Origin of the sequence: Gracilibacillus salitolerans (genome assembly GCF_009650095.1) — a bacterium.
Lineage (GTDB): Bacteria > Bacillota > Bacilli > Bacillales > Amphibacillaceae > Gracilibacillus > Gracilibacillus salitolerans.
Window position 1 is genome coordinate 1,095,797 of the sequence record NZ_CP045915.1, and the last position, 25,704, is coordinate 1,121,500.

Below are 25,704 nucleotides of genomic sequence, written 5' to 3' on the forward strand. Positions count from 1 at the left end.
GGGGAGAGTCAAAAATGAGCAAAGTCATAATGAGAAGCCTACTTGCTTTGTTTCTAGTGCCGATCCTAATATCTGGCTGTTCTAATACGAATACGGCTGATGTAGATGAAGTAGATTTATCAGATATGGAAGTGACGCAAGACCAGCCTATAAAGGCAGCTTTTGATGATCGTCGATTAAAAGGGATGATTGGAATTGCTGAGAATGATTATTTACAGCTATTTGTAGATAAAGAGACAGCTAGTATTGCCGTTATCAATAAACAAAATGATGAAATTTGGTACAGTAATCCACCGGATAGAGACAAGGATCCGATTGTATCTGGTATTAATAGTGATATTTTGTCTTCACAAATGCAATTAAGTTTCTATAATAATTTTGGCCAAAGTAGTAATATGAATTCCTATTCGGACAGTGTTGTTTATGAGCAATTTAGCATTGAGCCGATTGAAGATGGAGCTAAAGTTCGTTATCAATTTGGAACAAATGAACGTACAGCGGCTGATTTACCATTGATGTTAAGCAAAGAGAGATTCGAAGAATTATCTGGTCAACTTGATGGAACAGGACAACGAGCATTAATGATTGCCTATCGAGAGAATGCAGAGACTGGAATATATGAAAGAAACGATGGAGCATTAACAGGTATGCAGTTAGAACGTGCTTTTCAAGCTTTTGAAGATGCAGGCTATACCGAGGAAGATCTTGAAGAAGATAGGAATGAATTAAACTTTACTCAAGAAAGTGAAAATAATCGTGTTTTTATTGCCGCTGTTGAATATGAGCTTGAAGATGATAGTTTACTAGTTAAAGTTCCTACAGAGGAGATTTATTATACACCTGACTTTCCGATTCATAGTATCTCATTTTTAAGATACTTTGGGGCGGCTGGGACAGAAGAAACAGGCTCTATCTTCGTTCCTGATGGATCTGGTTCATTAATCCATTTCAACAATGGTAAGACAAATGTACCTTCTTACCAACAGTCGGTTTATGGTCAAGACTTAGCACTACTTGAGTCCAATGATGCGAGAACAAATGAAGTAATTAGACTTCCTGTTTTTGGTTTGATAAAAGAGGAATCAGCGATGCTAGCAATTATTGAGGAAGGTGCAGCAAGTGCAACAATTAGAGCTGATGTAAGTGGCAGACTGAATAGTTATAATTTCGTATATCCTAGCTTTACAGTAATTAATAAGGATGATGTCTCTTTACAGGCAGAGGACCAAGAACGTTCTTTACCTAGATTTCAAGAAGAAAAAATGAAATCGGATTTTTCCGTTAGGTATGTATTTTTAAGCGATAACGATGCTAACTATAGTGGAATGGCGCGTTACTACCAAAATTACTTAGTAGAAAACGATCTAATTAGAAGTAATCAGCAGTCAGAACAATTAGATGATATTCCGTTTTATGTTCAACTCGTAGGAAGTGTTAATAAGCAACAACATTTTGCGGGTGTTCCTTATCAAGCATTACAACCATTAACGACGTTTGAGCAAGCAGAACATATTTTTGAGGAATTGACGGCTCGTGATGTAAACAATTTAAAGGTAAATTATATTGGTTGGTTTAATAAAGGTATGAACCATAGTGTTCCGTCCAAGGTTCGTGTGGATCGAGCTATTGGTGGTGAAAAAGGATTTAAAAACTTTATAGATTATGCTGAGGAACAAGGTATTCGTGTCTTTCCTGAAACGGCATTATTACAAGTTCATAATGATTCAGGTTTTAAGTCTCGAACAGAAGCCTCTCGTACGTTAACAAATTTACCAGCATCAACTTATCCGATTAACCGAGCATTAAATAAAAGAGACCGATCAAAAGATCCGCAATATTCGTTATCACCAAGATATGTGGAAGAATATACAAGCCAGTTTGTAGAAGAACTTATTCCGTTTGATACAACAGGTGTAACGTTAAGAGATTTGGCTGATGTCTTAAATAGTGATTTTAGAAGGAATGAGCAAATAGATCGTATTGAGTCTGAAGAAATATCCGTTCATGCTTTAGAAATGCTCTATGAGAAAGATTTAGAGATGATGGCACATGGCGGTAATTTATATTCATTACCGTATTTAACGGATGTAATCAATGTACCACTTGGTCATACAGGTTTTAAAATTCAAGATGAAGCGATCCCATTCTATCAAATGGTCTTACGTGGCTATGTTGATTATGCTTCAACGCCTTTTAATTTATCGACTTATTTAAATGATCAAGATTATATATTAAACGTACTTGAATACGGGTCCAATATAAACTTTCAATGGATTTATGAATCGAATGATGAATTAAAAAATACGAGCTTTGATCATTTATATGCTGTTAATTATGAACGTTGGGTCGATCAAGCAACAGAAATTTATCATGAAGTTAATGAGGTGCTTAGGCAAACAAAAGGTGAAACGATTCGTTCACATGAAAGCCTAGAAGAAAATGTTTATAAAACTACTTATAATAATGATTTCTACATCATCGTAAATTATGGTCTAGAGCCAGTTACAATCGATGGTTATACGGTTGAACCTCAAAGTTATTTAACGGGAGGTGAAGATGGATGAAAATCACGAGCAAATTAACAAAATCATTACAGTCATACGAAGGTCAAAAGGCATTTTGGGGATTTATATTTGTTTCACCATGGTTGTTAGGGTTTGTGTTTTTTTTCCTAGTTCCATTACTCACGTCTCTTCGATATAGTTTTAGCAAAGTAGAGGCGAGTTCTTCAGGTATCCAAACAACCTTTGTTGGACTCTCTAATTATATGGAAGCGATTCTTGTTAATCCGAATTTTAATAGGCAATTAATAGAATCTATTTTAGATATTGTTATTGATGTTCCTCTAATATTGATCTTTAGCTTGTTTGTATCTGTAATCTTAAATCAGCAATTTCTCGGTCGCTCTGTTGCACGTTCCATCTTCTTTCTCCCTGTTATCTTAGCTTCAGGCGTCATTATTAATTTAGAGGCAGAAAGTCTTGTGCAAGCAATTAATCAGCAACAAGCTACAAGTGGAGGATTATCGAATGCATTAGGATCGTTTGAATTAGCAAGAATTATGCTGGGAGCCGGTGTTAATCCAACAATCGTAGAGTATCTAACAGGATCAGTAGGGCGAATATATGAAATTGTACGACTTTCTGGTGTCCAGATTTTAATTTTCTTAGCAGGTATTCAAACTATTTCACCATCTGTTTATGAAGCGGCAAAAACGGAAGGTGCAACAGGTTATGAAGCATTCTGGAAAATCACATTACCAATGGTTAGTCCGCTCATTCTTGTAAATCTTGTTTATACCATCATAGATTCATTTGCTAGAAGTCCAGTGACAGATTTGATTTTGGAAACTGGCTTTGATGCCTTCAACTTTGGTCTAAGTTCTGCGATGGCATGGGTCTACTTTATCTCCATTATGTTGATATTAGGCGTTAGCTCCTATATCATTTCGAAAAAAGTTTTCTATCAAGAATAAAGTTAAATGGACGAATAGGAAATGAATCATTCGATATTGGATTACTATGTATGGAGGTTTGGAGAATATTAAAATTTCTATAAAAAGGATGAGTTCTATGACTATATGGAATACTATCACGTTTGACAAGATTAAACGTTGGAGTTGGTCGTTTGTCCGTTTTGTATTAATGGCGGGGTTATCATTTGTGATTCTTTATCCAATTTTACAAAAGATTTCAACAGCAATTAAACATCAGAGTGATTTATATTCACCAATAGTAATTTGGATTCCAGAAAATTTCACTTTAGAAAACTTTATTAGTGCCATGTCGATTATGAATTATTGGGAGACCCTTTTCAATACAACGATTTTGGCGACAGTAACAACGATTTTAACGACAGCATCCTGTGCGCTTGCAGGCTATGCCTTTGCAAGACTTAGATTTAAAGGAAGTAAAATTCTTTTTGCCGGTGTGGTTATGACTATTTTGGTTCCACCAACAACGATATTGATTCCAATGTATATGAACTTAAGGGATTTTAGCTTGGGAGGTATCATTCCTTTATTAACAGGAGATACGGTCAATTTACTCGATTCTTATTGGCCATTTATTTTAACTTCAATTACGGCAAACTCATTAAAAGCCGGTCTGTACATTTTTATATTCACCCAATTTTTTAGAGGTATTCCGAAAGCGATTGAAGAAGCGGCATATATAGATGGTGCAAGTGTGGGAAAAACATTTTTTAGAATAATGTTACCGAATGCAAAACCAGCGATTGTTACAGTTATGTTGTTCTCCTTTGTTTGGCAATGGAACGACAGTTTTTATACAACAACATATTTGACATCAGCAAATGTAATGTCAACGCAGCTTTCATCATTACCTCATAATTTAGCCATATACTTAGAAGGTTCTACTTCCAGTGTTGATCCCTTCTACTTGAGTATGGTGCAAGATACAGGTATTTTATTAGGCATGCTACCTTTAATTATTCTTTATTTATTTGTCCAACGTCATTTTGTTGAAAGTGTTAAACAAACAGGAATTGTTGGTTAAAAGAGAGATAGAAAATAAGTAAATACACTTCTTATTCATTTGTTATAATGGAAGAAGTGTTATTTTCTTTTAAGTATTTTAAGTATACAAGTTTTATAGTTCGATAACATATTATTGTAATATGTATATCTTTTATCAATTCCTGCGTTTATTAGTTTATTAAGGCTACTGCAGGGTGAAATGAACGGGAGAAAAACCGTACACGTATTGGTAAGTTATATCATTAAATTTACTTTGGGGAGGCGTGCGGTTTACAAATGAAAAAGCATTTAGAGTTATGGGGTTTGGTTACATGTTTAATAGGTTGTTTTTTAATAGGTTGTAATCCGGAAGAATCAGATAATGAAGAATTAGATACCACTAATACTCAGGTAGAAACTGTTTATCAACATAAGGGTTTAAACCGTTACGAAGAACCAATTGTTCTAAAAATAATCGGTGAGATAAGTGATAATGTTAGGGGGCTAGAAGATCAGTTTCCAGGCGAAACATTAAGAGATAATCGTTGGACAAAGCTTTATAACGACATGCTAGGTATTGAAATACAATACGAATGGATTGTAGAAAGCCCTTTTTACTATCAAAGGTTAGCAAATGAGATTGCTTCTGGTAATTTACCGGATGTAGTGAAGGTTGATGCAGTACAAATGAGACAATTAGCGAATGCAGGATTAATACAAGATTTGACGACTGTTTTTGAATCATATGCTACACCTTTCACCAAATATGTTATGAGCCAAGAAAGTATAGATCCGTTTGAAGCAGCTAGGATGGATGAAAAATTAATGGGGATCCCAGAAGTTATATCTGACCTTGATACAATGCAGTATATTTGGATTCGTACAGATTGGTTAGAAAATCTAGATTTAGATCCACCGAACACAATGGAGGATTTATTAGTTATTTCGAAAGCGTTTACACATAATGACCCAGACCAAAATGGAGAAGATGATACGTATGGTTTAGCCGTTACTAATTATTTATGGAATAACATTGGTGGTTTAACTGGTTTTATGGCAGGCTTCCAAGCATATCCCACAACTTGGTTAGAAACGAAAGATGGCCAATTAGTATACGGGGGGATACAGCCCGAAGTAAAAGAAGCTTTAAGTGTACTACAAGATATGTATCATGACGGTCAGATTGATAGTGAATTTATGTTTAAGGACGGTAATAAAATTAAAGAACAAGTGAAAAATGGTGAAATTGGAATGCTATTCGGAGAGCAATGGGCCTCTTTCTTTGTAGAGGATAGTCTAAATGCAAATCTAAAAGCAGATTGGCAAGCCTTTCCGATTGTATCAGCAACAGGTGAGCCGCCTAAAATGCCAATTAGTCACCAAGTAGATTATTTCTGGGTAGTTCGAGCAGACTTTGAATATCCCGAAGCTCTTGTGAAATTGATTAATTTGCATTTAGAAAAGAATTGGGGAGAAACTGCTGATTATGAGTATTATTATAGCACCCCTTATCCTGTTTGGCAGTTTTCACCTGTAACACCGTATCCGGTATTGAAAAATTTAGAAGCATATCGAGATTTAGAATATGCAAGACAGACAGGGAATAATAGCAATCTCTATGGGGAAGCAAAAGCTATTCATGAAAGAATAGAAGCCTATCTAAATGAAGGTGAAAAAACTGGCTGGGGTTGGTATAAAACTTATTCTTCAGATGGTGCTTACTCGATTTTGGATAAGTTTTTGAAAAATGATCAAATTTTATTTGACAAATTTATATCACCACCAACTGAAACGATGATTGAAATGGATACTATCTTAATGAACCGCCAATTGGATTATTATCAAAATATAATATTAGGAAATCCGACTAGTGAGTTTGATAGATTTGTGAATGACTGGAAAGAAGTTGGCGGCAATATTATGACAGAAGAAATAAATAACATATACCGAAATGACTAATAATAGCTTTTTTGACAAATACGAGGTGCATGCAATATGGTAGGAGGAACATTTCAATCATTTAGAAAACATTTATTTACCCGCTTATTAACGATGTACCATATTGTTATTCTTCCTATTATTATTTTGGGAATCTATCTTTATATATGGAGCTATAATTATGCAAGCGAAGAAATTTCCCGACATACCGAAAGTCAATTGAAGGTATATTTGGAGAACTTAAATCGAGAGCTGACATGGATGGAAACACAACAATATAATTTATTGCAAGATAATGAGTTACAGACTGTCGCTTTGACATGGGACTTAATGAATAACGTGGAAAGAAAAGAAAGTATGCAATACTTGTTTGATCGTTTAATGACGATTAAAACTACGAGTGCGTATATTGAAGATATTTTCATTCATATCCGTTCAATTGATCGATCTGTTTCTGCTTTAGGGCATGTCCAGAATTATAATGCTGATTATTATACTTCCATTTATTCTGAATTGATGGAAGATACCTATCTTATAAATGTGATTGATGATTCTTTAAGGCTAATTGTTGGCAACATGAACAGAGACACGGATGGGCTGCCTTTCTTCTTTGTTGAGATTATGCTCGATAAAGATAAATTAGAAAATTCACTTGATTCTATAAATTTATATGAGAATAATGGATTTTTCTTACTGTCAAATGAAGAGGATCTGTTGTGGCAATCCTCAGAAGCCTCCGAGGATATACTAATAGAATATTTAAGTACGATGGGTTTAAATGAACAAGAAAATAAACGAATGTTAACAATTGGAGATGAAAAGTACCAATTTAATCAAGCGTATGACGAAATGCGTAACTTCACGGTCATTAGTTATTTGCCTGAAGAAGAGGTGGAGCGGCCATTAGGTATTTTTAGAAATTGGGTTTGGTTATTTGGACTATTCGTTATTTTTGCCATCATTATTTATGCATATAGCACCTATCGACTTGTTCATCGACCTTTAGTTGTCCTAGTAGATGCATTTAGGCGAATAGAAAAAGGTGATTTAAATCAACCAATTCAACACAATAACGAAGGTGAATTTGGCTATCTGTATAATCGATTTAATAAAATGATTGGTAGATTAAAAGTATTAATTGATCGAAATTATAAACAAACCTTAATGGTACAAAAAGCAGAATTAAAACAATTACAATCGCAGATTAATCCGCACTTCTTATATAACAGTTTTTTTATTTTAAATTCATTAGCTCAAACAGAAGATATCTCCCGTCTAGAACAATTCACCCAAATGCTTGGTGAATATTATAAATTCATTACACGTACTGATGAGAATACCATTGACTTAAAAAATGAAGTTAAACATGCTCGTATGTATACAGATATTCAAAATATGCGCTTTTCTCGCCGAATAAAAGTTGAATTTCAGGAATTGCCAGAAGAATTAAACCAGATCAAAGTACCTAAATTAATTGTCCAACCTATTATTGAAAATGCTTACAAGTATAGTTTAGAAGATAAAACGGAAGCAGGACTTTTAAGTGTCACATTTACAAGCACGGAAAATGAAGTAGAGATCATCATCGAAGATAACGGTGAAAAACTTACAAAAGAAGAGATAGAAAAGTTAGAAGAGCGAATTAAAAATCCTAAAAAGGCGCAAGAAATAACGGGTTTAATAAATATTCATCGTCGATTGGTCCTTAGCTTTGCAAGTGGCAGTGGCTTGTATTTATCACAAAGTGACCTAGGCGGATTGAAGGTAAAGGTTCGGCTTGTATGTAAGGAGGACTATAAACATGTATCGCTTACTAATAGTAGATGATGAAGAACTTATAACGGATGGTCTTTATGATGTCTTCAGTCGATTAATGCCAGAACATTTAGATGTTTATAAAGCATATTCAGGTAAAGAAGCGCTTGATTGGATGTCACGTACAAGAATTGATATTATTCTGACCGATATCTCTATGCCTGGCTTATCAGGGTTAGAATTAATCGAACGCGTGCAATCCTTATGGCCACATTGTAGGGTAATTTTTTTAACAGGGTATGATTATTTTGATTACGTATATCAAGCGATTCAGATGAACGATGTAAAATATATATTAAAAACAGAAGGATATGCGAAAGTAGTGGAAACAGTAAAAGGAATTTTAGTGGAGCTGAAACAATCCTCCTTAAAAAGCCAATTGCCAGAGTTAACAGATCAGGAAAAGCATGCGTATGAACTGATGGCACAAAGTGATTTTATGAGACATGTCATTCAAAAAAGTAATCTAAGTGTTCGAGACTTTGATAATCTTGATGAAGAATTTCATAATTTAAATATTCCGCTAAAAACAAGTGAGCAAGTCTACTTAGTCCTTGGGAATTTAACCTATCCAAAGAATACAACATATACAAAACAAACTAACATTTTACAATATGTCCGATCTTATTGGGAACAGAAATTTTTTACGCAACTAAAGAGTCTCAGTATTATGGACCGTTACGGTGATCTAGTTTGGTTTATACAAATGAAAGAAAATAAACCTTTTACACCACAACATTTAATGGACTATTTAGAAGGAAATTTAGAAATGTTTCAGGATGATTGTTTGCAAATAATGGATCTAACGATTCAATTTACAATGAGTAATGGGCCAGTTGATTGGCAATCTGTATCAGGAAAGTATGAATATTTACGGCAATTACAACAACTGAAACTAGACAGCAAATATCCAAGTATTATTAAGGAACAACCTAATCAAGCGGAAACATTAGAGACTTTAAATCCAATTCCAAAAATGGATTTACTGACGGCCCACTTGTCGGCGAATCGAAGAGAGGAATTTTTTGAAGAATTCTATGAACTAATAAATTCAGTACAAAAAGAAAGCTATCACCAAATGACAAAAGTTTATTACTCTGTTGCACTAGTACTATATGTTGACATAAGTCAAAATCAATTACAAAATCGGATGGATGATCTTGATAGAACTTTTAAAATAGATGAGCATGCGTCCTTAACAAGTAGTTTTAACTACTTAGAAAAGGTAGCGAATCAATTATTTGCCTTGAAAAAAGCAGATGGCCAAGATCGGGCCTCACAAGTTATTGAAGGAATTTGTCAGTATATTGAAAACCATTTAGATGAAGATTTATCTTTAGTAAGACTAGCGGAAATTCATTATTTTAATCCATCGTATCTATCCTATTTTTTTAAACAAGAACAAGGAATTAACTTATCGGAATATATTGATCGTTGTAGAATTAGAAAGGCTCGTGAACTCCTAAGCCATAGTGATTTAAAAGTTCGGGAGGTAAGTGAAAAAGTGGGGTATCACACTGCACATTCGTTCACACGCTTTTTTAAGAAAATGACTGGTATGACACCAAAAGAGTACCGTGGTAGTTTAAGTAAACAGTAGCTTGTTTTAGCTTACACCTAAGATAAAAAGAGAAAAACTGATTATTATTATGCTATATAAGCTCTAAATTATTTTGGAAGCTAATTATAATGAATAAAAAGTTATTCAGTATGATGATCGGTTTAGTTAGTTTGTTATATTTTATTTATGGAGGAAGTGTTTTATCAGCGCAAGATGCAAATCTTGCTTTATTTGACTTTAAAGATACCGCAGCAAATCCAACACCTGAAATTGAAGATTTGCCTGCGCCTAAGGATGCGTATGCTGATTATTTCCATACAGGGGCTGCTCTCGCTCCAAGTCAGATATTGGGAAAACACGCTGAGTTACTCCAAAAACATTATAATATGATCGTGGCGGAAAATGTGATGACCGCCGGTATCTTTAGTATTTTATTAGCTAATTTAAAAATTAGTATTTTGCGTTAGAATGTTGATATATCAATGTTCTAACACTTTTTTTTATTTACGATTGAAAACATATATTTTGGTTCTAAAATACATGTTGGGGTAGAGGGAAAATTCAGACAAATAAAAACACGCAATCTCCTCATTTTGTTAAACTTTGTTTTATAAACAGATTGCAAGAGCCACTGGTAATAGAAGAGTTATATAATACTCTTAGATATCATAGTTATTCAAAGAGGTTAGAATATCGTGAAATATTACATTCTGTTTTAGTGAAAAAGTACTTAGCTTATTAAGTTCTTTTGGTTTTAGGGTTTCAATAGATCAGAATGTAAATTTAGATGAAAAGTTAAAAGTTTACACTGATGTTTTTCAAATAACTTCAACTAACCAATATAGTGATCTTGAAAACAATAGCGAAAAGAATATTAAAAATGGAATGATAACAAATAAAGATATTGATTATATTAAACAATAGGTTTATCACCATCGGAAATTTCATCTTTTACAGATGGAAATCATTCTAGCTCCAGTGAGATAAGCTGGATATTAAACGGCAATTAAAGATGTATTATGAACAAGCCAAGCGCTAATTTTTATGATGGGTACACCTACTTGAATCAAAAGAATAGACCACATAAAATCTAAGATATTTTATGCGGCCTATATAATTATCACATCTTTAAGTATCCCTGTATGTCTATCATAAATTATTTATATAATTTATATATCTGATCGTCTCTTCTGCTGCGAAAATCATCTCTATTGCCTGCTCCTCAGTCAGTGTGTCTGAATTGACAAATGCATTGATCTGGCTGATAAAGGCGTTTAGCATATTGATGGCTTGTTCGTCATGTTTCGTATCCAACAGAAATCTTTCTGCCTGATTTAGTTTTACCATCTGAGCATTCCTGTTGCCACCAACAATATCAAGGTCTGCAACAATCTCTTTAAGGTCGTCAATCCTGTTTTCGGCCCTGAACTGCGCGAACATCCAATCAAAGATGTTTTTATCTGCGTACTCTTCATGGCCTGCGCCATACCTGAAGCTGGCGTTTGATTGGCTGATAAGGTTACTGAACACTTGGGCTTCGGTTTCGTGCGGCGTCCAGTCAAAGCCGTAGTATGGGAAATTAAAGGCCTGGTTGGTTTCCAGAACCGTCACGTTGGCTTCTGAATATAAGCCGCTGGCGCCAGCGCCAGCGCCTGTTGAGAAATAGTTTGTCCAAGTATTACCAGCGAAGTCATTCTTATGTGTATGCGCAAAAAGATAAGATTGTTATGAGATTGTGTGAAAAAATTACTATTCATGGTTATGTAGAGATAGATTTGTGAAGGGAGTTTTGACCAAATGAAGGATATTTTTAATCAATTGCACACAGAGGAAACTTTAAACCGTATTGACAAATTAAGCCCAAATTCAAAACCGCAATGGGGTGAAATGGATGTTGCCCAAATGCTAGCACATTGCTCATCTTTTCAAGACATTGCAATGGGAAATGCTTTTCCTGAGAGAGGTTGGTTAGGGATATTGATAGGGAAGTTTGTGAAACCAATTTTTTATAACGACAAGCCATTCCCCCAAAGTATGTCCACAATCCCCACCATTTTGATTGTAGATGAAAAAGAATTTGAAATAGAAAAGGAAAAACTTAAACAAAAAATTATAACTTTCCAAAATAATGGTGCACAGAAGTGTACAACTCATCCACATCCTTTTTTTGGAAAACTCACTTCCGATCAATGGGGAAAAGGAATTTATAAGCACCTTGATCATCATTTAAAACAGTTTGGTGTTTAGTTAATCTGGAAACATAAATAAAAGATATCCAGAGTGAAAGTAAAGAAAGGGACAGGCGAGGTGTTTGAGTATGTTTGAAAAGATAAATGAGAAGAAAGTAAGTTTGGATGCTTCACGTCCATTACTATCATATACTTTAAAAAGTTTGCAAGAGTAATTGTTTCTTGAATGGACATACTATACGAGTGCCATTGAAGGGAATACACTCACCTTAAATGAAAGACAAATTAAAAAACTTACACCAGTTAGTTTTAGGCAGAATAATTAAAGCAACAGTCTTCTTCAACAAACTGGTGAAAGAGATTAACAAGAAGGTCGTCCATCGTGGCGATCTTTTAATATTTTTGTAGACTCGTGTTGAATACTTAACTATTAGTCATATCGAACCAACACCTTTATTCTCCTCATCTAATATAGTATAATTGCACCATCTTACGTGTTAAAAAATGGGTGGTAAATAATGAAGGATAAATTACAAGTATTAAGTGACCGGTTAAATGATATAAGCAGAAGTAATCGTTCAATACGTTTGCTGAAATTGTATAATAAATGGACATTTGATCTAAGTGAGCTAACTAAAGTAGAGAAAGATCCGATGGAAATATTGAAAGCACTTACGGATAACAAATCAACGCTCTTTACGAAAGAGAAAGCGGATAATCAAGTATGTCGCTCTCACGAAAATTAACGACGCTTTTCCGTAACATTCGTTCTATTGAAGAGGAAACAGGACTTTATGATCTTTATCTGTGCTAACCGATGATGGAAGGGCCATGTCAGATGGTACATATGTCAGAGGCCATTGTTTTTATATCCTGTGCGTTTAGAAAGAAAAAAGCGAAATGGCGTGGAATGGCATGTCGATCCAATAAGCGATCAAGCCCCACAACTGTACAATAGCTAATAAAGATAGTTATAGAGATTTATCATTATCCTCAAAAAAATTAAAACAATTTTCAGTGAAACCTAAAGTAAAATATGGGAAGTTATTGTTTGATAAAAGACAACCGAATCACCGTTACATTGTAGATGAAGAATAAATACCTTTGTTTGATTTAGGAAACAACTCTTATTTAAATGTTGCTTTCGAAGAAGATCCTTCAAAAGTATAAAATAGACCTGTAATTATTATTGGTGAAGATCAAGACGGTGTGAAACTAATAGTATCTACTACCAGTAAAGAGCGAAACACCCCATTTAAAGCACATGATCATTACAAAATACCAATACACAATTGGAGAAAATCCTGTTTAGATAACCCACCGGCCCTAATACAATAAAAAAAGCACATAATAATTATGCGCCATGGAGCTTCTCTAGCTCTTCTAAAATATAACTGAAATCCTCTGGTGTTTATTGTCCTATATAATCTGTTTGGTTAACAGCTTTTTTAAGTTCTGAAATAGGTAAGTTTATCAACACCTTACCCCTACACCAAGAGGCTCTCAGACCCTTCAAAAAAACAAATGTCTACATATGGAGGACAAAAAAATTAAGAAATAATTGGGAGGGCAAATGATCATCAAATTTATCCCTCGTGTATAGCATGGTATAATAAAGCTAACAATTTTGGAGGGAGTACTGAAATGCAAAAATATCTTAAACACTCAATTTCAGTAGATGAGTTCTTTCAAATTCGGGGTCGATGGGTCCCTCAAAAAACAAATGTCAGCAGGTGGAGGACATTAAAATATTGGCTGCCTGTTACCTGTCACTTCCCTCTAAGTAAATGTGGGGAACGGAAGCACCGATCCGTTATCAAGCTTGATATTAGAAAATGTTTTGATTGATACAGAATCAGCAGGTTGGAATTAATTTTGATTCATTAAGGTTTTCTAGTGTGAATACTTCTACACCATTTAGAAGGTCGATCGATATTTTAACGTCTTTTCTCGTTTGTTTATAATGGCAGTACTGAATGGTAGTTGTACCGTAATGAATACTTGGCATAATAGGTTCTCTCTTTCTATTCATCATTTTATACCTCATCTTCTTCTTTTAACTTCTGGTGCCTGTCACTACCCGAATTTTGTCAATTTCGACATATTTCGGGTAGTGACAGGCACCATTTGTAAGTAAGACTTCTAAGTCAAGTTATTCAATTGAGATATTTATAGCTCTTGCGAAAGATAGTGGTATCAGGCACCGCATATGGACAAATGGGTTTATTTGTCTTTAATGGGTGGACTGGTATTGGGGGAGGGAGTCACGGTTGTTTGGTGACTCCTTCCTCTATCCCGTGTTGCTCAAATTCCAATTATAATTCTCTTCTCATTCAAATAGTCTTTAAGATAAGCGTCTGGATATATTTTTATTCAGAGGCAACCCGCATCTCACAACTAAACGAATCATTGGTTGAAAAATAAAACAACTGACCATTTTTAGGATATCAATTATTACAAGAAACAGCAGCTTTATTGATACTAGCGAAATATGATTTACCTGCTCACAAAATATCTATTTGTAACACCAAGTCTTTTATAAAAACTTCAGAAGTGGAATGATTAATAGGCGTTAATATGTATTAAACCATACTTATTTATTATAATCTCTTCTCCTGTAGGAGATAGATTAAAAAAATTAGAGTTTATAAAAAAACAGGTAACACACTTATCTAAAGAAACTGTTAAAACAGAAACTTAAACAATAAGTCTTTTTTTCTAGACTATCTCCTGTTTCCAAGTTCGACGGACCTATCCCCGTGACACCTGAAGATTAGCTGTTCGTATTGCTCCTTTTATCGATTTAATATATAATCCTACTAAGGTATTGTATAAAATTGCAACGGTGGGTGATGGTATGAAAAAGATTAACGTCCTAGTGGTAGCCCCATATCATGGATTAGTTGAATTGTTAAATACTCTTAAGCCACAATTAAAAGATATTTCACTAACCATTGAACAAGGAGATTTGGAAGAAAGCATATCCTTTTTACAAAAAAGTGCGCAGGGAATGTTTGATTTTATTATTAGTAGAGGTGGAACAGCGAATTTAATAAGAAGAAATACAACTATACCAGTGGTCGATATTCATGTCTCAGGGTATGATGTTTTACGGATTTTGACACTGCTTAAAGGATATCAATCTAGTATTGCAATGGTAGGCTTTCCGAATGTTATACAAAGCTTTGAGTCTGTGTCTAGTTTAATCGACATTGATATTTCTTATCATGTAATCCATAAACAGAATGATGTACAACGAGCACTTGAAGAGACAAAAGCAAAGGGAGTAAAGGTGGTCGTTGGTGACACCATTACAGTTCGTCTTGCTAATCAATTAGGCCTCCAAGGGGTTTTGATCACGTCGGGTAAGGAATCTGTGATGGAAGCTTTTCATTCAGTTCGACAGATGCATCAATTAACACAGCAGTTTAAAGCTAAGACTAACCTATATGAACAAACATTAAGTGTGATAAAAGATGGCATTGCGATTGTAGATGAGCAAGGGCTAATTAAATATACAAACAACACCTTTAGAGATATTGTTGGCGTTGGTGAGGACACCCTCGAAGATATTTCATTATTTCATCGTTTTCCATATTTACAATGGGTATCAGGATTAAATGGAACAGAGATTAAACACCAATTAGAAATAAATCGACAAGAACGTTATGAGGTACTATGTCTGCCAATTGAAAAGCAAGAATCACAGGAAGACTTATTCATTTTTGAATTAATTAAAGAGAGGGAAGTACGAGCACACCGACCTAACGAGGTGGATATAGTTTATCCTCAGAAGACGAGCGACCTCTTACCACAAATGGTTTTGTCAGAAAAGCAGATTACGCAGGCAAAAGAAATAGCACTTGAGCAAATTAAAAACAAAAAGCCGATTGTCCTGGTAGGGGAAAAGGGAACTGGGAAAAGTTTATTTATAGAATTACTAGCTAATTCAGTGCTAGGGACAAAAGAGAGCATCATGCATGTTGAAATAAAGAGTGTGAGTCAGCATACACTTGAGCAGTTGTTGACGATCCTTAAGCAAAAAGCAAATGCAAATTCTGTTATTCTGCTAAAAGGAATAGAAAACACAACCCCTACGCAACAGGCAAAACTTTATAATAACATAGAAAAAATAAATGCGACGTTTGCTTTTGTATTGGAAGCACATCCGTCCTATTTCTTGGAAAATTCGTTCAAATTAGAGAATCAAACCTGGAAACTTATGGAAATAAATCCGATATATTTTCATCCTGTCAGAGAAAATCTGAATGAAATAGACGAGTATATTCATAATTTAATAATTAATTACAATCAGAAATATGGAAAACAAGTTGTTGGACTCCGTATAAAAGCATTAGAAAAGCTTAGGTCGCATCATTGGGAAGGTAACTTTACGGAAATGGCTAGTGTCATAGAAAAGTTAATTATGCATGCAGATGGTGCATATGTTGATGAAGATGATCTGGTGTTGCTAGAACTAGACAAGAAGTTGGATAGCAAAGGGCATATAGATAACGACAGCTATGTTTCCATTAATATTGACCAGACTTTAGAGGAGATAGAAAGTGATGTCATCCATATTGTCTTGGAAAGGATGCAGAAGAATAAATCTAAGACTGCGGAACACTTAGGTATGAATCGAGCAACGTTATGGAGAAAATTAAAAAATTAATAGGTAAGTAAAAAAAGCGCCGTAATTGGTGCTTTTTTGTTTAAAAATGCAACATATTTAAAAATATTTTAATAAACTTTTATGAAACCGTTGACATTTTAGGGATAATTGTTTAAATTTTATGTATAAATAAATTATTAGTTGATTTATTTAATAAGTGTTTAAAAATGAAACGACGAAAGAGCGGGAATAGAAAGAGTTTTGCATTCATCTCGTTCTATCAAGGTCTCGAGTTGCAAACTCGATTAGTTCTAGAACAAAATGTACCAATGTTGGAGGTGACATATGAAAATAGCAGTGATAGCAGATGACTTAACAGGGGCGAATGACACAGGTGTTCAGTTTGCTAGAAATGGATTGAAAACATCAGTACTTATTCAACCCAATGGTCAAATACTACCAGATCTTGATGTTGTCGTAATGGACACTGATAGCAGATCGGTTTCAGGTAATGAAGCTTACCTTAGAGTGAAAGCCGCCTCTGAGTATTTGAGCAAATATCATTTTAATTTAGTGTATAAAAAAATAGATTCAACACTTAGAGGGAATATAGGTTCCGAGCTTGATGCAGTTTATCATGTTTACGCACCAGATTTTATTATTATTGCACCAGCCTATCCGAACAATAAACGAGTAGTGCGAAATGGACATTTGTTTGTAAAGGAAAGAGCTATTCATCAGACGGAATTTGCAAATGACCCCAAGACTCCTATTCATACATCCTATGTTCCTGACATCCTAAGGAAAGGCTCAAACCATGAAGTTGGAATAATTACTAAAGAGAACTTAGTTAGAGGTAAAACACACGTACTTAACCTTTTAAACGAGATGAAAGAGCAAAATATTCCATACATTTTATTCGATTCTGATCAGCAAAGCGATTTAGATGAGATTGTGACATACATCAATCAGTCAAGATTTAAGGTAGTGTGGTCAGGGAGTGCGGGTTTAGCCCACGCGCTAAAAATGAATTACCATCCATTAAAACAAAATGAAAAGTTGCATATCCAGTACAAAGATGCAACTATTTTAACAGTAATTGGTAGCGTTAACAAAAGAACAAGAGAACAGTTAGATGTTTTAAGGGCAGATGAATCTAATAAATGCATTCGATTACAATCACATTTAATAGTTGGTAATGATCTAGATTGTGGGGCTGAAGTGAAACGGGTTATAGAAGAAACTCGGCTTGCTACTAAAGATTATAAAAGCGTTGTTATTTACTCAGCTGGAGATAAGGCTGAGATAGAGGAGGCAGTGAGAAAAGGCGTTGAACTTCAATTAACACCAACAATGGTAAGTGACAGAATCTCTCAAGTCTTAGGTCAAATTACGAATGAAATAATGGAAAAACAAGAAGTGTATGGCCTTGTACTTACTGGTGGCGATACGGCAAGGCAAGTTTGTGTTTCTTTAGGTGTATCGGAGTTGAACTTGGTCGATGACATTGAGGAGGGGATACCTGTAGGGTTTCTACACTGGAAAAATAGAGATATTCTAACGATCACGAAAGCTGGTGGATTTGGAAGTAGAATGGTTTTAAAGGATGCTATTAATTATTTGAAAGGGGGGGAAGTATCTTGCGCCCAATCATTGGAATAACGATGGGGGATGCAGCGGGTATTGGCCCTGAAATCATCGTTAAATCGCTGCAGCAACAGGATGTATATAAACGAGCAAAACCCTTAGTGATAGGAGATGTGAAGATATTAAAAAGAGAGGCTGCTCATATAGGTTCATTGGTCCAATTTAATGTTATTGAAAAGCCAAGTCAAGGTCTATACGAGTCTGGTACAGTTGATTGTATTGACATAGATTTATTGCCACAAGATTTAGCTTATGGAAAAGTATCAGCAGAATCTGGTCATTCCGCTTTTTGTTTTATTGTGAAGGCGGTTCAACTCGCGCTTGAGAAAGAGATCGATGCGATATGTACAGCACCCCTAAACAAAGAAGCCTTGCATAAGGGAGGTCATCTGTACCCTGGTCATACTGAAATCTTAGCAGATCTCACAAATACCGAGGATTTCTCGATGATGCTCTCCACACCTAAGTTGAAGGTAATACATTTAACAACACATGTTGGATTGTTGGAAGCCATTGACAAAATTAATCCGGAAAGAACCTATAAAGTTATTAAACTAGCATATGATACGTTTGCTAGAGCAGGTAACCCGGAAGTAAAAATTGCCGTTTGCGGTATAAACCCCCATGCTGGTGAAAATGGTTTGTTCGGAAATAGAGAGGAAGAGATTAAGCTTCAACCCGGAATCGATCAGGCAAGGGCAGAAGGTATTGATGTAACGGGTCCTTATCCAGCAGATACATTATTTTACCGTGCGGGGCGAGGAGATTTTGATATAGTAGTAGCTTGTTATCATGATCAAGGTCATGCTCCGATTAAAGTAATGGGTGTGGAAGATGGGGTCAACATTACTGTAGGCCTAAGAAACGGAGTCATTCGAACATCGGTTGATCACGGAACTGCTTTTGATATTGCAGGTAAAAATATAGCCGATGAGCGATCCTTGTTAGAAGCATTAAAAGCAGCTGTTGATTTAGCACCAGTAAAAAAATAGAGAAGTAGAGGTGAATACATGTTTAAACCAGAAGGAATTATACCAGCTTTAGTTACTCCTTTTGATGAAAAGGGGGCAGTTGATGAAGGTGCATTACGAACCTTGATTGATAATGTAATTGATGGAGGCTGTCATGGGATTTTTAGCTTAGGAAGTAATGGAGAGTTTTTCTCTCTTAGTGCTACTGAAAAGCTGCAAATTGCTAAAGTTGCAGTCGATCAAGCGCAAGGAAGAGTTCCGGTATATGTGGGTACGGGGTGTAATAGTACAAGGGAAACCATCGAACTAACCAATCAGATGGAAGAAATCGGTGTAAGTGCAGTATCAGTTATCACACCATATTTTGTAAAGCACTCACAGGATGAATTAATCACGCACTATAAAAATATAGCAAATGAAACAAATCTACCAATTATTTTGTATAACATTCCTGGTTTAACCCAGAATGCCCTAACCCCGGAAACAGTTGCTGTTCTATCAAATGTTGACCGTATTGTTGCAATTAAAGATAGTAGCGGTAGCTTTGATAACGTGCTACAGTATATGGATGCTGTTGATAATAAATTCTCTGTACTAGTTGGAACAGACTCACTGATTCTTTCCACGCTAATGGCAGGTGGTAGCGGAGCGATAGCTGCAACGGCTAACCTGTTACCAAAGACAGTGGTTTCTATCTATGAAAAATGGAAGGAAAAAGATTATACTGGAGCAGCACAAGAGCAGCTAAAGTTAGGTCCAATCCGTTTTGTCTTCAAAAAAGGAACACTTCCATCTGTACTAAAGGAAGCGTTAAATCAAAGTGGCGTTCCAGTTGGAGCACCAAGGTTACCAGTAACATCTGTTTCTGCACAAGTAGAAGCAGAAATAATAGATATAATTAGCTTCTATGAGAAAAATGGGGACATCAAGTAGTTTTTTAGTTTACCCCTTAAGTAGAGGGGAGTGCTTTAATTGAAAGCGCTATATATGATTTGAGTTTTCTTATTATTATAATTATTTTAAACAAAGGGGAGAGATTTGATGAAAATTAAGTTAGCTTTCTTGCTGGTAGTTATGTTGTTGTTCGTGGGAATTATTACTGGTTGTTCATCAAGTGGGGAGCAAGCAAGTGGGGATGATACATCAAATAGTGACACATCATCAAACAATGAATCATCGGAAGAAGGTTCTGTTGATTATCCGACACAGGATGTTCGAATTGTTGTACCTTATGATCCAGGTGGCTCGAGTGACTCAACAGCCAGAACGATCGGTAAGATAATAAAGGATGAAGGATTATTTTCTGAAAATATTCAAGTAACTAACTTGCCGGGTGCGAATACACGTATTGGTTTGGAAGAAGTGCTAGAAGCTAAGCCAGATGGTCACACATTGTTATTGCACCACACAACATTAAATGCAATGAATGCAGTAGGGCAAATTGATATCTCTTATGAAGACTATGATTTAATTGCACAAGTAGCTTATACACCAAACGTATTGGTAGGGCATGCGGATGCAGAATACCAAACATTTGATGACTACCTTCAAGCGGCAAAAGAAAACCCAGGTTCTATTTCCGTAGGGGTACCTGCAGTTGGCTCTACCACACACTTAGCTTTTGAAACAATGATGCAAAAGTCTGGAAATGAAGGTGTATTTGAAGTAATTCCTTTCCAAAGTGGTGCTGACTTAATTGCCGCGCACATGGGTGGTCAGGTAGATCTACGTATGGCATCAACCCCGGATTCCATTGAATATGTAAAATCAGGTGATGTAATACCTCTAGTTACTACTAGCTATGAAAAGCACTGGGATCCAAATATTGAAAGTGCCATTTCATTTAAAGATCTTGGCATTGACACAGGTGTAGCTGTACGATATGGCTTATATGCGCCTAAAGATACACCAGCAGAAGTAATAGAAAAACTAGAGAGTACATTAAATCAAGTAGTAGAAGCAGAAGAATTCCAAACCTTCACAAGTAATAATGGTGCTCAAGCTGAGTTCCTTAGCACAGAAGAATTTATTGAGAATAACGAGAAAACGCAAGGTATCTTTGAAGATCTAGCAGATAACATTAATGTTTCTGAATAACAATAGTAAAGGATAGATTGATAGTGTAATAGGGTTCACCTTAACCTATTACACTCATTCACTTTATTTAAGGATGGATGACGATGAAAAAGATTGCTATCGAAATAATCATGTTCATTTCTGGAATCATCTTTCTTGTGACGGCTTTTCGTATTAAAGCAGGAGGTTTTTCTGGCGATGTGTTGAATCAACGAAATTATGTACTAATTCTTGTTGGTCTACTACTTATATTGTCTGCAATTTCGATTGTAAGGACACTGCTTTGGGAACGTAACAAAAAAGCTGACAAAGTCAAGAAGACTGTGCAGGAAACAGAACAAGTAGTTGAATCTGCTGAAAACAAATCTAATAAGCCAGTAAATAAAAATATATACATTACGATTGGTTTAATACTTTTATTTATTATTGGATTTACACATATCGGATTTTATGTTTCATCTTTTGTATTTGTGTTTGCGATGACATGGATGATGTTTAATTGGAAAAGAAACTTATGGATCAGATCCCTTATTTTTAGTCTAGCTTTAAACGGAACATTTTTTATCCTATTCCAATTCATTAACGTGTACTTTCCGGATAACACATTGCTATTCTAATTATTTGGCAAGGGGGGTTATGTAGTGGATATTGCAAGTTTTTTTGATAGTATGATCGGAATAATGTTCAGTACAACAATTTTATTCGTTGCTCTTGGGGTTATTTTAGGAGTAGTATTTGGTGCTATACCAGGCTTAACTGCAACACTTGCTGTTGTTATTTTACTCCCTTTCACCTATGGTATGGATGCGGTATCAGGGCTTTCCACGCTTGTTGCGGCTTATATCGGGGGGATTTCCGGTGGAGTTGTTGCTGCTATTTTAATTGGGATGCCGGGTACACCTTCTTCCGTAACGACTGTTTTTGATGGTTATCCAATGGCGAAAAAAGGATTAGGTGCAAAGGCGCTTAGCATGGGGGCCTTGTCGAATCTGATTGGAAGCTGTATTTCATTAGTATTTCTTATCTTAGTAGCACCACAGTTAGCTAAGATTGCCTTATCATTTACACCTTTTGAGTACACGATGGTGATGCTTTTTGCATTTGTTACTGTCGCTGGACTTACCGGTGATTTCTTTAAAAGTATATTAGTGACTATTTTTGGATTAGTATTAGCATCTTGGGGATTTGATCCAATTAATGCAGTAGAACGAAATCCACTAGGAATTGACTTCCTAAGAAATGGTATTCCTGCCATCCCGGCATTAATTGGCCTTTTTGTTATATCTAGAGTGTTTGAAGAGCTTGAATCGGATCAAACACAACCAATCATACCGAAGACAAAAACGAAGGGCTCTTTTCCAAAATTAAAGGAAATCAAAGAAAGTGGTCCAAACTTTTTAAGGTCCGGTTTGCTAGGTACAGCAATTGGTATTTTACCAGGGATAGGTTCATCTTTAGCTACCTATGTAGCCTATGACCAAGCAAAAAAAGCGAGCAAAAAACCAGAGACCTTTGGAGAAGGAAATATTCAAGGTGTGGTTGCCTCGGAAACAGCTAACAACGCTGTCATCGGTGGTGCGCTTATCCCATTACTAGCTTTAGGTATCCCTGGGGATAGTGTCACGGCATTGGTGCTTGGTGGATTGCAAATGCATGGTCTCCAACCAGGTCCGTTGTTATTTACAAGTCAACCTGATTTTGTTGCTGGATTATTTGCATCGTTTTTCCTAGCTGTTGTGATCATGTACTTGTTTATGATAACAATCGGAGCAAGAATCTTCCCAATATTACTATCAATTAAAAAGGTTTACTTATTACCAATGGTAGTAGCGATGTGTATTGCTGGAACATTCACAATTGGTAACAGAATTGAAGATGTTTGGATTATGACTATCTTTGGAATCATCGGCTACTTCATGCATAAATACAACTTTTCTAGTTTACCATTAGTAATTACCTTGTTATTAGGTTTCTCTTTTGAACAGTATATCCGTAATGGGTTAATACAAAGTGGCGGAGATCTTACACCATTTTTTACTCGTCCAATTGCGGCACTGTTTTTCATCCTAACGGTTGTTACGGTATTCTTGATTCTTCGTACGAAGAGGAAGTCAAAGCAGAAAGAGGCTTAATAGAACGTGGATAATATCATACATGGTTTAAGAGCTGCTTTGTTTGTTATTGTTTTTATATTCTTTCAAATAGAATTGTTTTTTCCATCGTTGCTAGTAGAAATGGTATTGAATGTGTTATCGATTCTTCTATTTCTAACGGCGATAATTAGAATATCTAAATTCAACTTTGGCTTATCCTCTATGTTTATTCTGTTGACAATTATCATTTGTATCTCGCAGGATATTCGTTGGTCAGAGGTAATCGAGGGATTTTCTAATATGAATCGATTGGTGTTATTTATTGGTTTGATTCCACTTATATCGATGCCTATTCATGATAAAGTACCTCATATTCAAAGGATCATTCGAATGGTCAAAGTGAAAATAAATTCGGTAATCATCTGTATTTCGACAACATTTGTTCTTGCAAACTTTATTAATCTTGCGAGTCTACCGATAAGTAATTCTATTTTTTGTACGGATGACATTAAAAAAGAAGAGCAGTTTTCATTTGCTGTATTAATAGTTCGCTCATTCGGCCTTGCGATGCTTTGTACACCGATTGGAGCTGCAGTTGCAGTAGCGATTGACATGACGAATGCAAGTCTTATCTATGTATTGTTGATTAATTTGCTAATCACATTGATCGGCTTGTACATATCTTATCGGTTAGAACGTCCAAGTAACACCGAGAGCGCTGATCTTGAAAAACAAGCATCTTTTAACCTAACAGATACTAAGTTTATGGTGTATTTATTTGTTCCATTTGTTTTATACTTTGCGATTCTATTTATATCGAATAGTAGATTTTCAATAGGTATGATGGAATCTATTATTGTCTCCATCTTACCAGTCACATTGATTTGGAGTTTAGCCATTCGCAAGGTAAAAAAATGGTGGAAGTTTTTAAAAAATCAGATCGTTCGTAAAGTACCACATTTATTCGATCAATTTTCAGTCATTATTAGTGCAGGAGTAGTGATTTATGTACTAGAACTTGTTGAATTGAATCATATGCTAATCTCCCTATTACAAGGCGGAGAATCTCCTAATTCAGGTGTCTTTTACATTCCTGCTACGATTTTGTTTATTTTATTGTTGTCGGTAATGGGCGTACATCAATTTGTTACTGTTGTTTTTATTGGGGAGCTAATCGATCCCGTTGCACTTGGAATTAGTCCTACCGTGTTTGCATGTGTCTTATTGGTTGGGTTTGTGTCAGCGATGATTGCCAGTTCATTTAGTGGAGCAAATATCTTAGCGAACAGCTTATTACCTTTTAAGTCATCACACGATTTTGCGAAGCGAAGTTATCGTTTTACGATCCTTTTTGTGATTATCGCTTCCATCATATTGGTTATCATTAATTACTTTATAAGAGGTTTTTAAGATAGTTAACCTACTGAAAAGAAGGAGGGAACCATATGAAAAGTCCAAAAGGTATTATATCAGCCATGTTAACGCCATTCGATGAAAATCAAAAAATTGATGAGGAAGTAACGAGAAAACAAGTGAATCGCCTGATTGATAATGGAATTAACGGGCTTTTTATTTTAGGGACAAATGGTGAGTTTTTCAATATGGATGATAAGGAAAAAGTACAGTTTTCCAAGATAGTGGTAGATGAGGTGAAAGGTAGGATTCCCATATGTGCCGGAACGGGGGCAATCCGAACAGATGATGTTATTCGGTTGACGAAAAAAATGGAAGATGTTGGTGTGGATTTAGTGTCTGTGATTACACCGTATCTGATGACAATTAGTCAGCGGGAGTTGATTGCGCATTACAAAGCTGTGGCATCATCTACTAATTTACCTATTCTCATTTATCATATGCCGCAGGGTACCAATAATGTTCTAAAACCAGAAACCGTAACAGAGCTTAGTAAAATCCCTAACATTGTAGGGATTAAGGATAGCTCAGGGGATTTTGATCAAATTTTAATATTCATTGAAGCTACAGAGGATGATTTTGCTGTTTATTCTGGAGCAGATTCATTAATATTGTGGAATTTGATTGCGGGTGGAGCGGGCGCTATTGCAGCAACATCCAATATGTTTCCATCATTAGTTTCATCAATTTATCAAAACTGGCTCAATGGAGACATTGACAAAGCGCGCGAGGCGCAAGAAATGTTAAGGCCAATTCGAAATGCTTCTACCATGGCAAGTACTCCAGCTGTTTTTAAAAAAGCAATGGAGCTACTTGGGGAACCAGTCGGACCGGCACGTTTTCCTGTGGAACAGGTAGGAGAAGATGTTACAGAAAAGCTAAGAACGATCTTAAAACAATATAACTAAAAAA

Annotated in this window: 20 protein-coding genes; 18 read left to right on the forward strand and 2 right to left on the reverse strand. The window is 35.5% G+C overall.

Annotated features, from left to right (window positions below):
- Positions 1-14: 14 nt before the first annotated feature.
- From GI584_RS05430 to GI584_RS05460, 7 genes are all read left to right on the forward strand, one after another.
- Positions 15-2,564: a DUF5696 domain-containing protein gene (locus tag GI584_RS05430; protein ID WP_153790516.1), complete on the forward strand. Its 2,550-nt coding sequence runs from the start codon at positions 15-17 to the stop codon at positions 2,562-2,564.
- A complete protein-coding gene (locus GI584_RS05435) occupies positions 2,561-3,475 on the forward strand; it encodes a carbohydrate ABC transporter permease (RefSeq protein WP_153790517.1) in 915 nt (304 codons plus the stop codon). Before GI584_RS05430 ends, GI584_RS05435 begins: the two co-directional genes overlap by 4 nt.
- A gap of 97 nt (positions 3,476-3,572) precedes the next feature.
- Positions 3,573-4,517, forward strand: a complete 945-nt coding sequence (locus GI584_RS05440; protein WP_153790518.1) for a carbohydrate ABC transporter permease — start codon at positions 3,573-3,575, stop codon at positions 4,515-4,517.
- Between the two features lie 257 nt (positions 4,518-4,774).
- Positions 4,775-6,436 carry an extracellular solute-binding protein gene (locus tag GI584_RS05445; protein ID WP_153790519.1) on the forward strand — a complete coding sequence of 554 codons (1,662 nt, stop codon included), beginning with the start codon at positions 4,775-4,777 and terminating at the stop codon, positions 6,434-6,436.
- Between the two features lie 36 nt (positions 6,437-6,472).
- The gene (locus GI584_RS05450; protein WP_153790520.1) at positions 6,473-8,242 is read left to right on the forward strand and encodes a sensor histidine kinase; all 1,770 of its coding nucleotides are present in this window, start codon (positions 6,473-6,475) and stop codon (positions 8,240-8,242) included.
- Positions 8,217-9,830, forward strand: a complete 1,614-nt coding sequence (locus tag GI584_RS05455) for a response regulator transcription factor (RefSeq protein ID WP_153790521.1) — start codon at positions 8,217-8,219, stop codon at positions 9,828-9,830. Before GI584_RS05450 ends, GI584_RS05455 begins: the two co-directional genes overlap by 26 nt.
- 89 nt (positions 9,831-9,919) lie before the next feature.
- On the forward strand, positions 9,920-10,258 hold the full coding sequence (locus tag GI584_RS05460) for a hypothetical protein (protein WP_153790522.1): 339 nt from the start codon (positions 9,920-9,922) through the stop codon (positions 10,256-10,258).
- 682 nt (positions 10,259-10,940) lie between these two features.
- Here GI584_RS05460 and GI584_RS23975 read toward each other — a convergent pair.
- Positions 10,941-11,402: an FIMAH domain-containing protein gene (locus tag GI584_RS23975; RefSeq protein WP_228552346.1), complete on the reverse strand. Its 462-nt coding sequence runs from the start codon at positions 11,400-11,402 to the stop codon at positions 10,941-10,943.
- A gap of 186 nt (positions 11,403-11,588) precedes the next feature.
- On the opposite strand from GI584_RS23975, the gene GI584_RS05470 reads away from it, so the two are divergent.
- Positions 11,589-12,038: a DUF1569 domain-containing protein gene (locus GI584_RS05470; protein ID WP_153790523.1), complete on the forward strand. Its 450-nt coding sequence runs from the start codon at positions 11,589-11,591 to the stop codon at positions 12,036-12,038.
- Positions 12,039-12,498: 460 nt separating this feature from the next.
- Positions 12,499-12,726: a hypothetical protein gene (locus GI584_RS05475; RefSeq protein ID WP_153790524.1), complete on the forward strand. Its 228-nt coding sequence runs from the start codon at positions 12,499-12,501 to the stop codon at positions 12,724-12,726.
- 1,109 nt (positions 12,727-13,835) lie between these two features.
- On the opposite strand, the gene GI584_RS05480 is transcribed toward GI584_RS05475, so the two are convergent.
- The gene (locus GI584_RS05480) at positions 13,836-14,015 is read right to left on the reverse strand and encodes a hypothetical protein (RefSeq protein WP_194842125.1); all 180 of its coding nucleotides are present in this window, start codon (positions 14,013-14,015) and stop codon (positions 13,836-13,838) included.
- Positions 14,016-14,837: 822 nt separating this feature from the next.
- On the opposite strand from GI584_RS05480, the gene GI584_RS05485 reads away from it, so the two are divergent.
- From GI584_RS05485 to dapA (GI584_RS05525), 9 genes are all read left to right on the forward strand, one after another.
- The gene (locus GI584_RS05485) at positions 14,838-16,652 is read left to right on the forward strand and encodes a sigma-54-dependent Fis family transcriptional regulator (RefSeq protein WP_153790526.1); all 1,815 of its coding nucleotides are present in this window, start codon (positions 14,838-14,840) and stop codon (positions 16,650-16,652) included.
- A 285-nt stretch (positions 16,653-16,937) separates the two neighbouring features.
- Complete coding sequence (locus GI584_RS05490; RefSeq protein WP_153790527.1) at positions 16,938-18,254, forward strand: four-carbon acid sugar kinase family protein; 1,317 nt, start codon at positions 16,938-16,940, stop codon at positions 18,252-18,254.
- Positions 18,233-19,231: a 4-hydroxythreonine-4-phosphate dehydrogenase PdxA gene (gene pdxA / locus GI584_RS05495; RefSeq protein ID WP_153790528.1), complete on the forward strand. Its 999-nt coding sequence runs from the start codon at positions 18,233-18,235 to the stop codon at positions 19,229-19,231. The genes GI584_RS05490 and pdxA overlap by 22 nt, the downstream gene beginning before the upstream one ends.
- A gap of 18 nt (positions 19,232-19,249) precedes the next feature.
- Complete coding sequence (dapA, locus tag GI584_RS05500; RefSeq protein ID WP_153790529.1) at positions 19,250-20,143, forward strand: 4-hydroxy-tetrahydrodipicolinate synthase; 894 nt, start codon at positions 19,250-19,252, stop codon at positions 20,141-20,143.
- Between the two features lie 108 nt (positions 20,144-20,251).
- Complete coding sequence (locus GI584_RS05505; RefSeq protein ID WP_153790530.1) at positions 20,252-21,307, forward strand: tripartite tricarboxylate transporter substrate binding protein; 1,056 nt, start codon at positions 20,252-20,254, stop codon at positions 21,305-21,307.
- 83 nt (positions 21,308-21,390) lie between these two features.
- A complete protein-coding gene (locus tag GI584_RS05510) occupies positions 21,391-21,903 on the forward strand; it encodes a tripartite tricarboxylate transporter TctB family protein (RefSeq protein WP_194842126.1) in 513 nt (170 codons plus the stop codon).
- A gap of 24 nt (positions 21,904-21,927) precedes the next feature.
- Entirely contained in the window at positions 21,928-23,418 is a 1,491-nt protein-coding gene (locus GI584_RS05515) for a tripartite tricarboxylate transporter permease (protein WP_228552347.1), read from the forward strand.
- Positions 23,419-23,424: 6 nt separating this feature from the next.
- The gene (locus tag GI584_RS05520) at positions 23,425-24,789 is read left to right on the forward strand and encodes a hypothetical protein (protein ID WP_153790532.1); all 1,365 of its coding nucleotides are present in this window, start codon (positions 23,425-23,427) and stop codon (positions 24,787-24,789) included.
- 35 nt (positions 24,790-24,824) lie between these two features.
- Positions 24,825-25,700 carry a 4-hydroxy-tetrahydrodipicolinate synthase gene (gene dapA, locus GI584_RS05525; RefSeq protein ID WP_153790533.1) on the forward strand — a complete coding sequence of 292 codons (876 nt, stop codon included), beginning with the start codon at positions 24,825-24,827 and terminating at the stop codon, positions 25,698-25,700.
- Positions 25,701-25,704: the final 4 nt, after the last annotated feature.

What these genes read in the sequence shown, in the direction of transcription:
- GI584_RS05430 (WP_153790516.1), top strand. Translation starts at nt 15, where the DNA reads ATGAGCAAAGTCATAATGAGAAGCCTACTTGCTTTGTTTCTAGTGCCG.
- GI584_RS05435 (WP_153790517.1), top strand. Translation starts at nt 2,561, where the DNA reads ATGAAAATCACGAGCAAATTAACAAAATCATTACAGTCATACGAAGGT.
- GI584_RS05440 (WP_153790518.1), top strand. Translation starts at nt 3,573, where the DNA reads ATGACTATATGGAATACTATCACGTTTGACAAGATTAAACGTTGGAGT.
- GI584_RS05445 (WP_153790519.1), top strand. Translation starts at nt 4,775, where the DNA reads ATGAAAAAGCATTTAGAGTTATGGGGTTTGGTTACATGTTTAATAGGT.
- GI584_RS05450 (WP_153790520.1), top strand. Translation starts at nt 6,473, where the DNA reads ATGGTAGGAGGAACATTTCAATCATTTAGAAAACATTTATTTACCCGC.
- GI584_RS05455 (WP_153790521.1), top strand. Translation starts at nt 8,217, where the DNA reads ATGTATCGCTTACTAATAGTAGATGATGAAGAACTTATAACGGATGGT.
- GI584_RS05460 (WP_153790522.1), top strand. Translation starts at nt 9,920, where the DNA reads ATGAATAAAAAGTTATTCAGTATGATGATCGGTTTAGTTAGTTTGTTA.
- GI584_RS05470 (WP_153790523.1), top strand. Translation starts at nt 11,589, where the DNA reads ATGAAGGATATTTTTAATCAATTGCACACAGAGGAAACTTTAAACCGT.
- GI584_RS05475 (WP_153790524.1), top strand. Translation starts at nt 12,499, where the DNA reads ATGAAGGATAAATTACAAGTATTAAGTGACCGGTTAAATGATATAAGC.
- GI584_RS05480 (WP_194842125.1), bottom strand. Translation starts at nt 14,015, where the DNA reads ATGATGAATAGAAAGAGAGAACCTATTATGCCAAGTATTCATTACGGT.
- GI584_RS05485 (WP_153790526.1), top strand. Translation starts at nt 14,838, where the DNA reads ATGAAAAAGATTAACGTCCTAGTGGTAGCCCCATATCATGGATTAGTT.
- GI584_RS05490 (WP_153790527.1), top strand. Translation starts at nt 16,938, where the DNA reads ATGAAAATAGCAGTGATAGCAGATGACTTAACAGGGGCGAATGACACA.
- dapA (WP_153790529.1), top strand. Translation starts at nt 19,250, where the DNA reads ATGTTTAAACCAGAAGGAATTATACCAGCTTTAGTTACTCCTTTTGAT.
- GI584_RS05505 (WP_153790530.1), top strand. Translation starts at nt 20,252, where the DNA reads ATGAAAATTAAGTTAGCTTTCTTGCTGGTAGTTATGTTGTTGTTCGTG.
- GI584_RS05510 (WP_194842126.1), top strand. Translation starts at nt 21,391, where the DNA reads ATGAAAAAGATTGCTATCGAAATAATCATGTTCATTTCTGGAATCATC.
- dapA (WP_153790533.1), top strand. Translation starts at nt 24,825, where the DNA reads ATGAAAAGTCCAAAAGGTATTATATCAGCCATGTTAACGCCATTCGAT.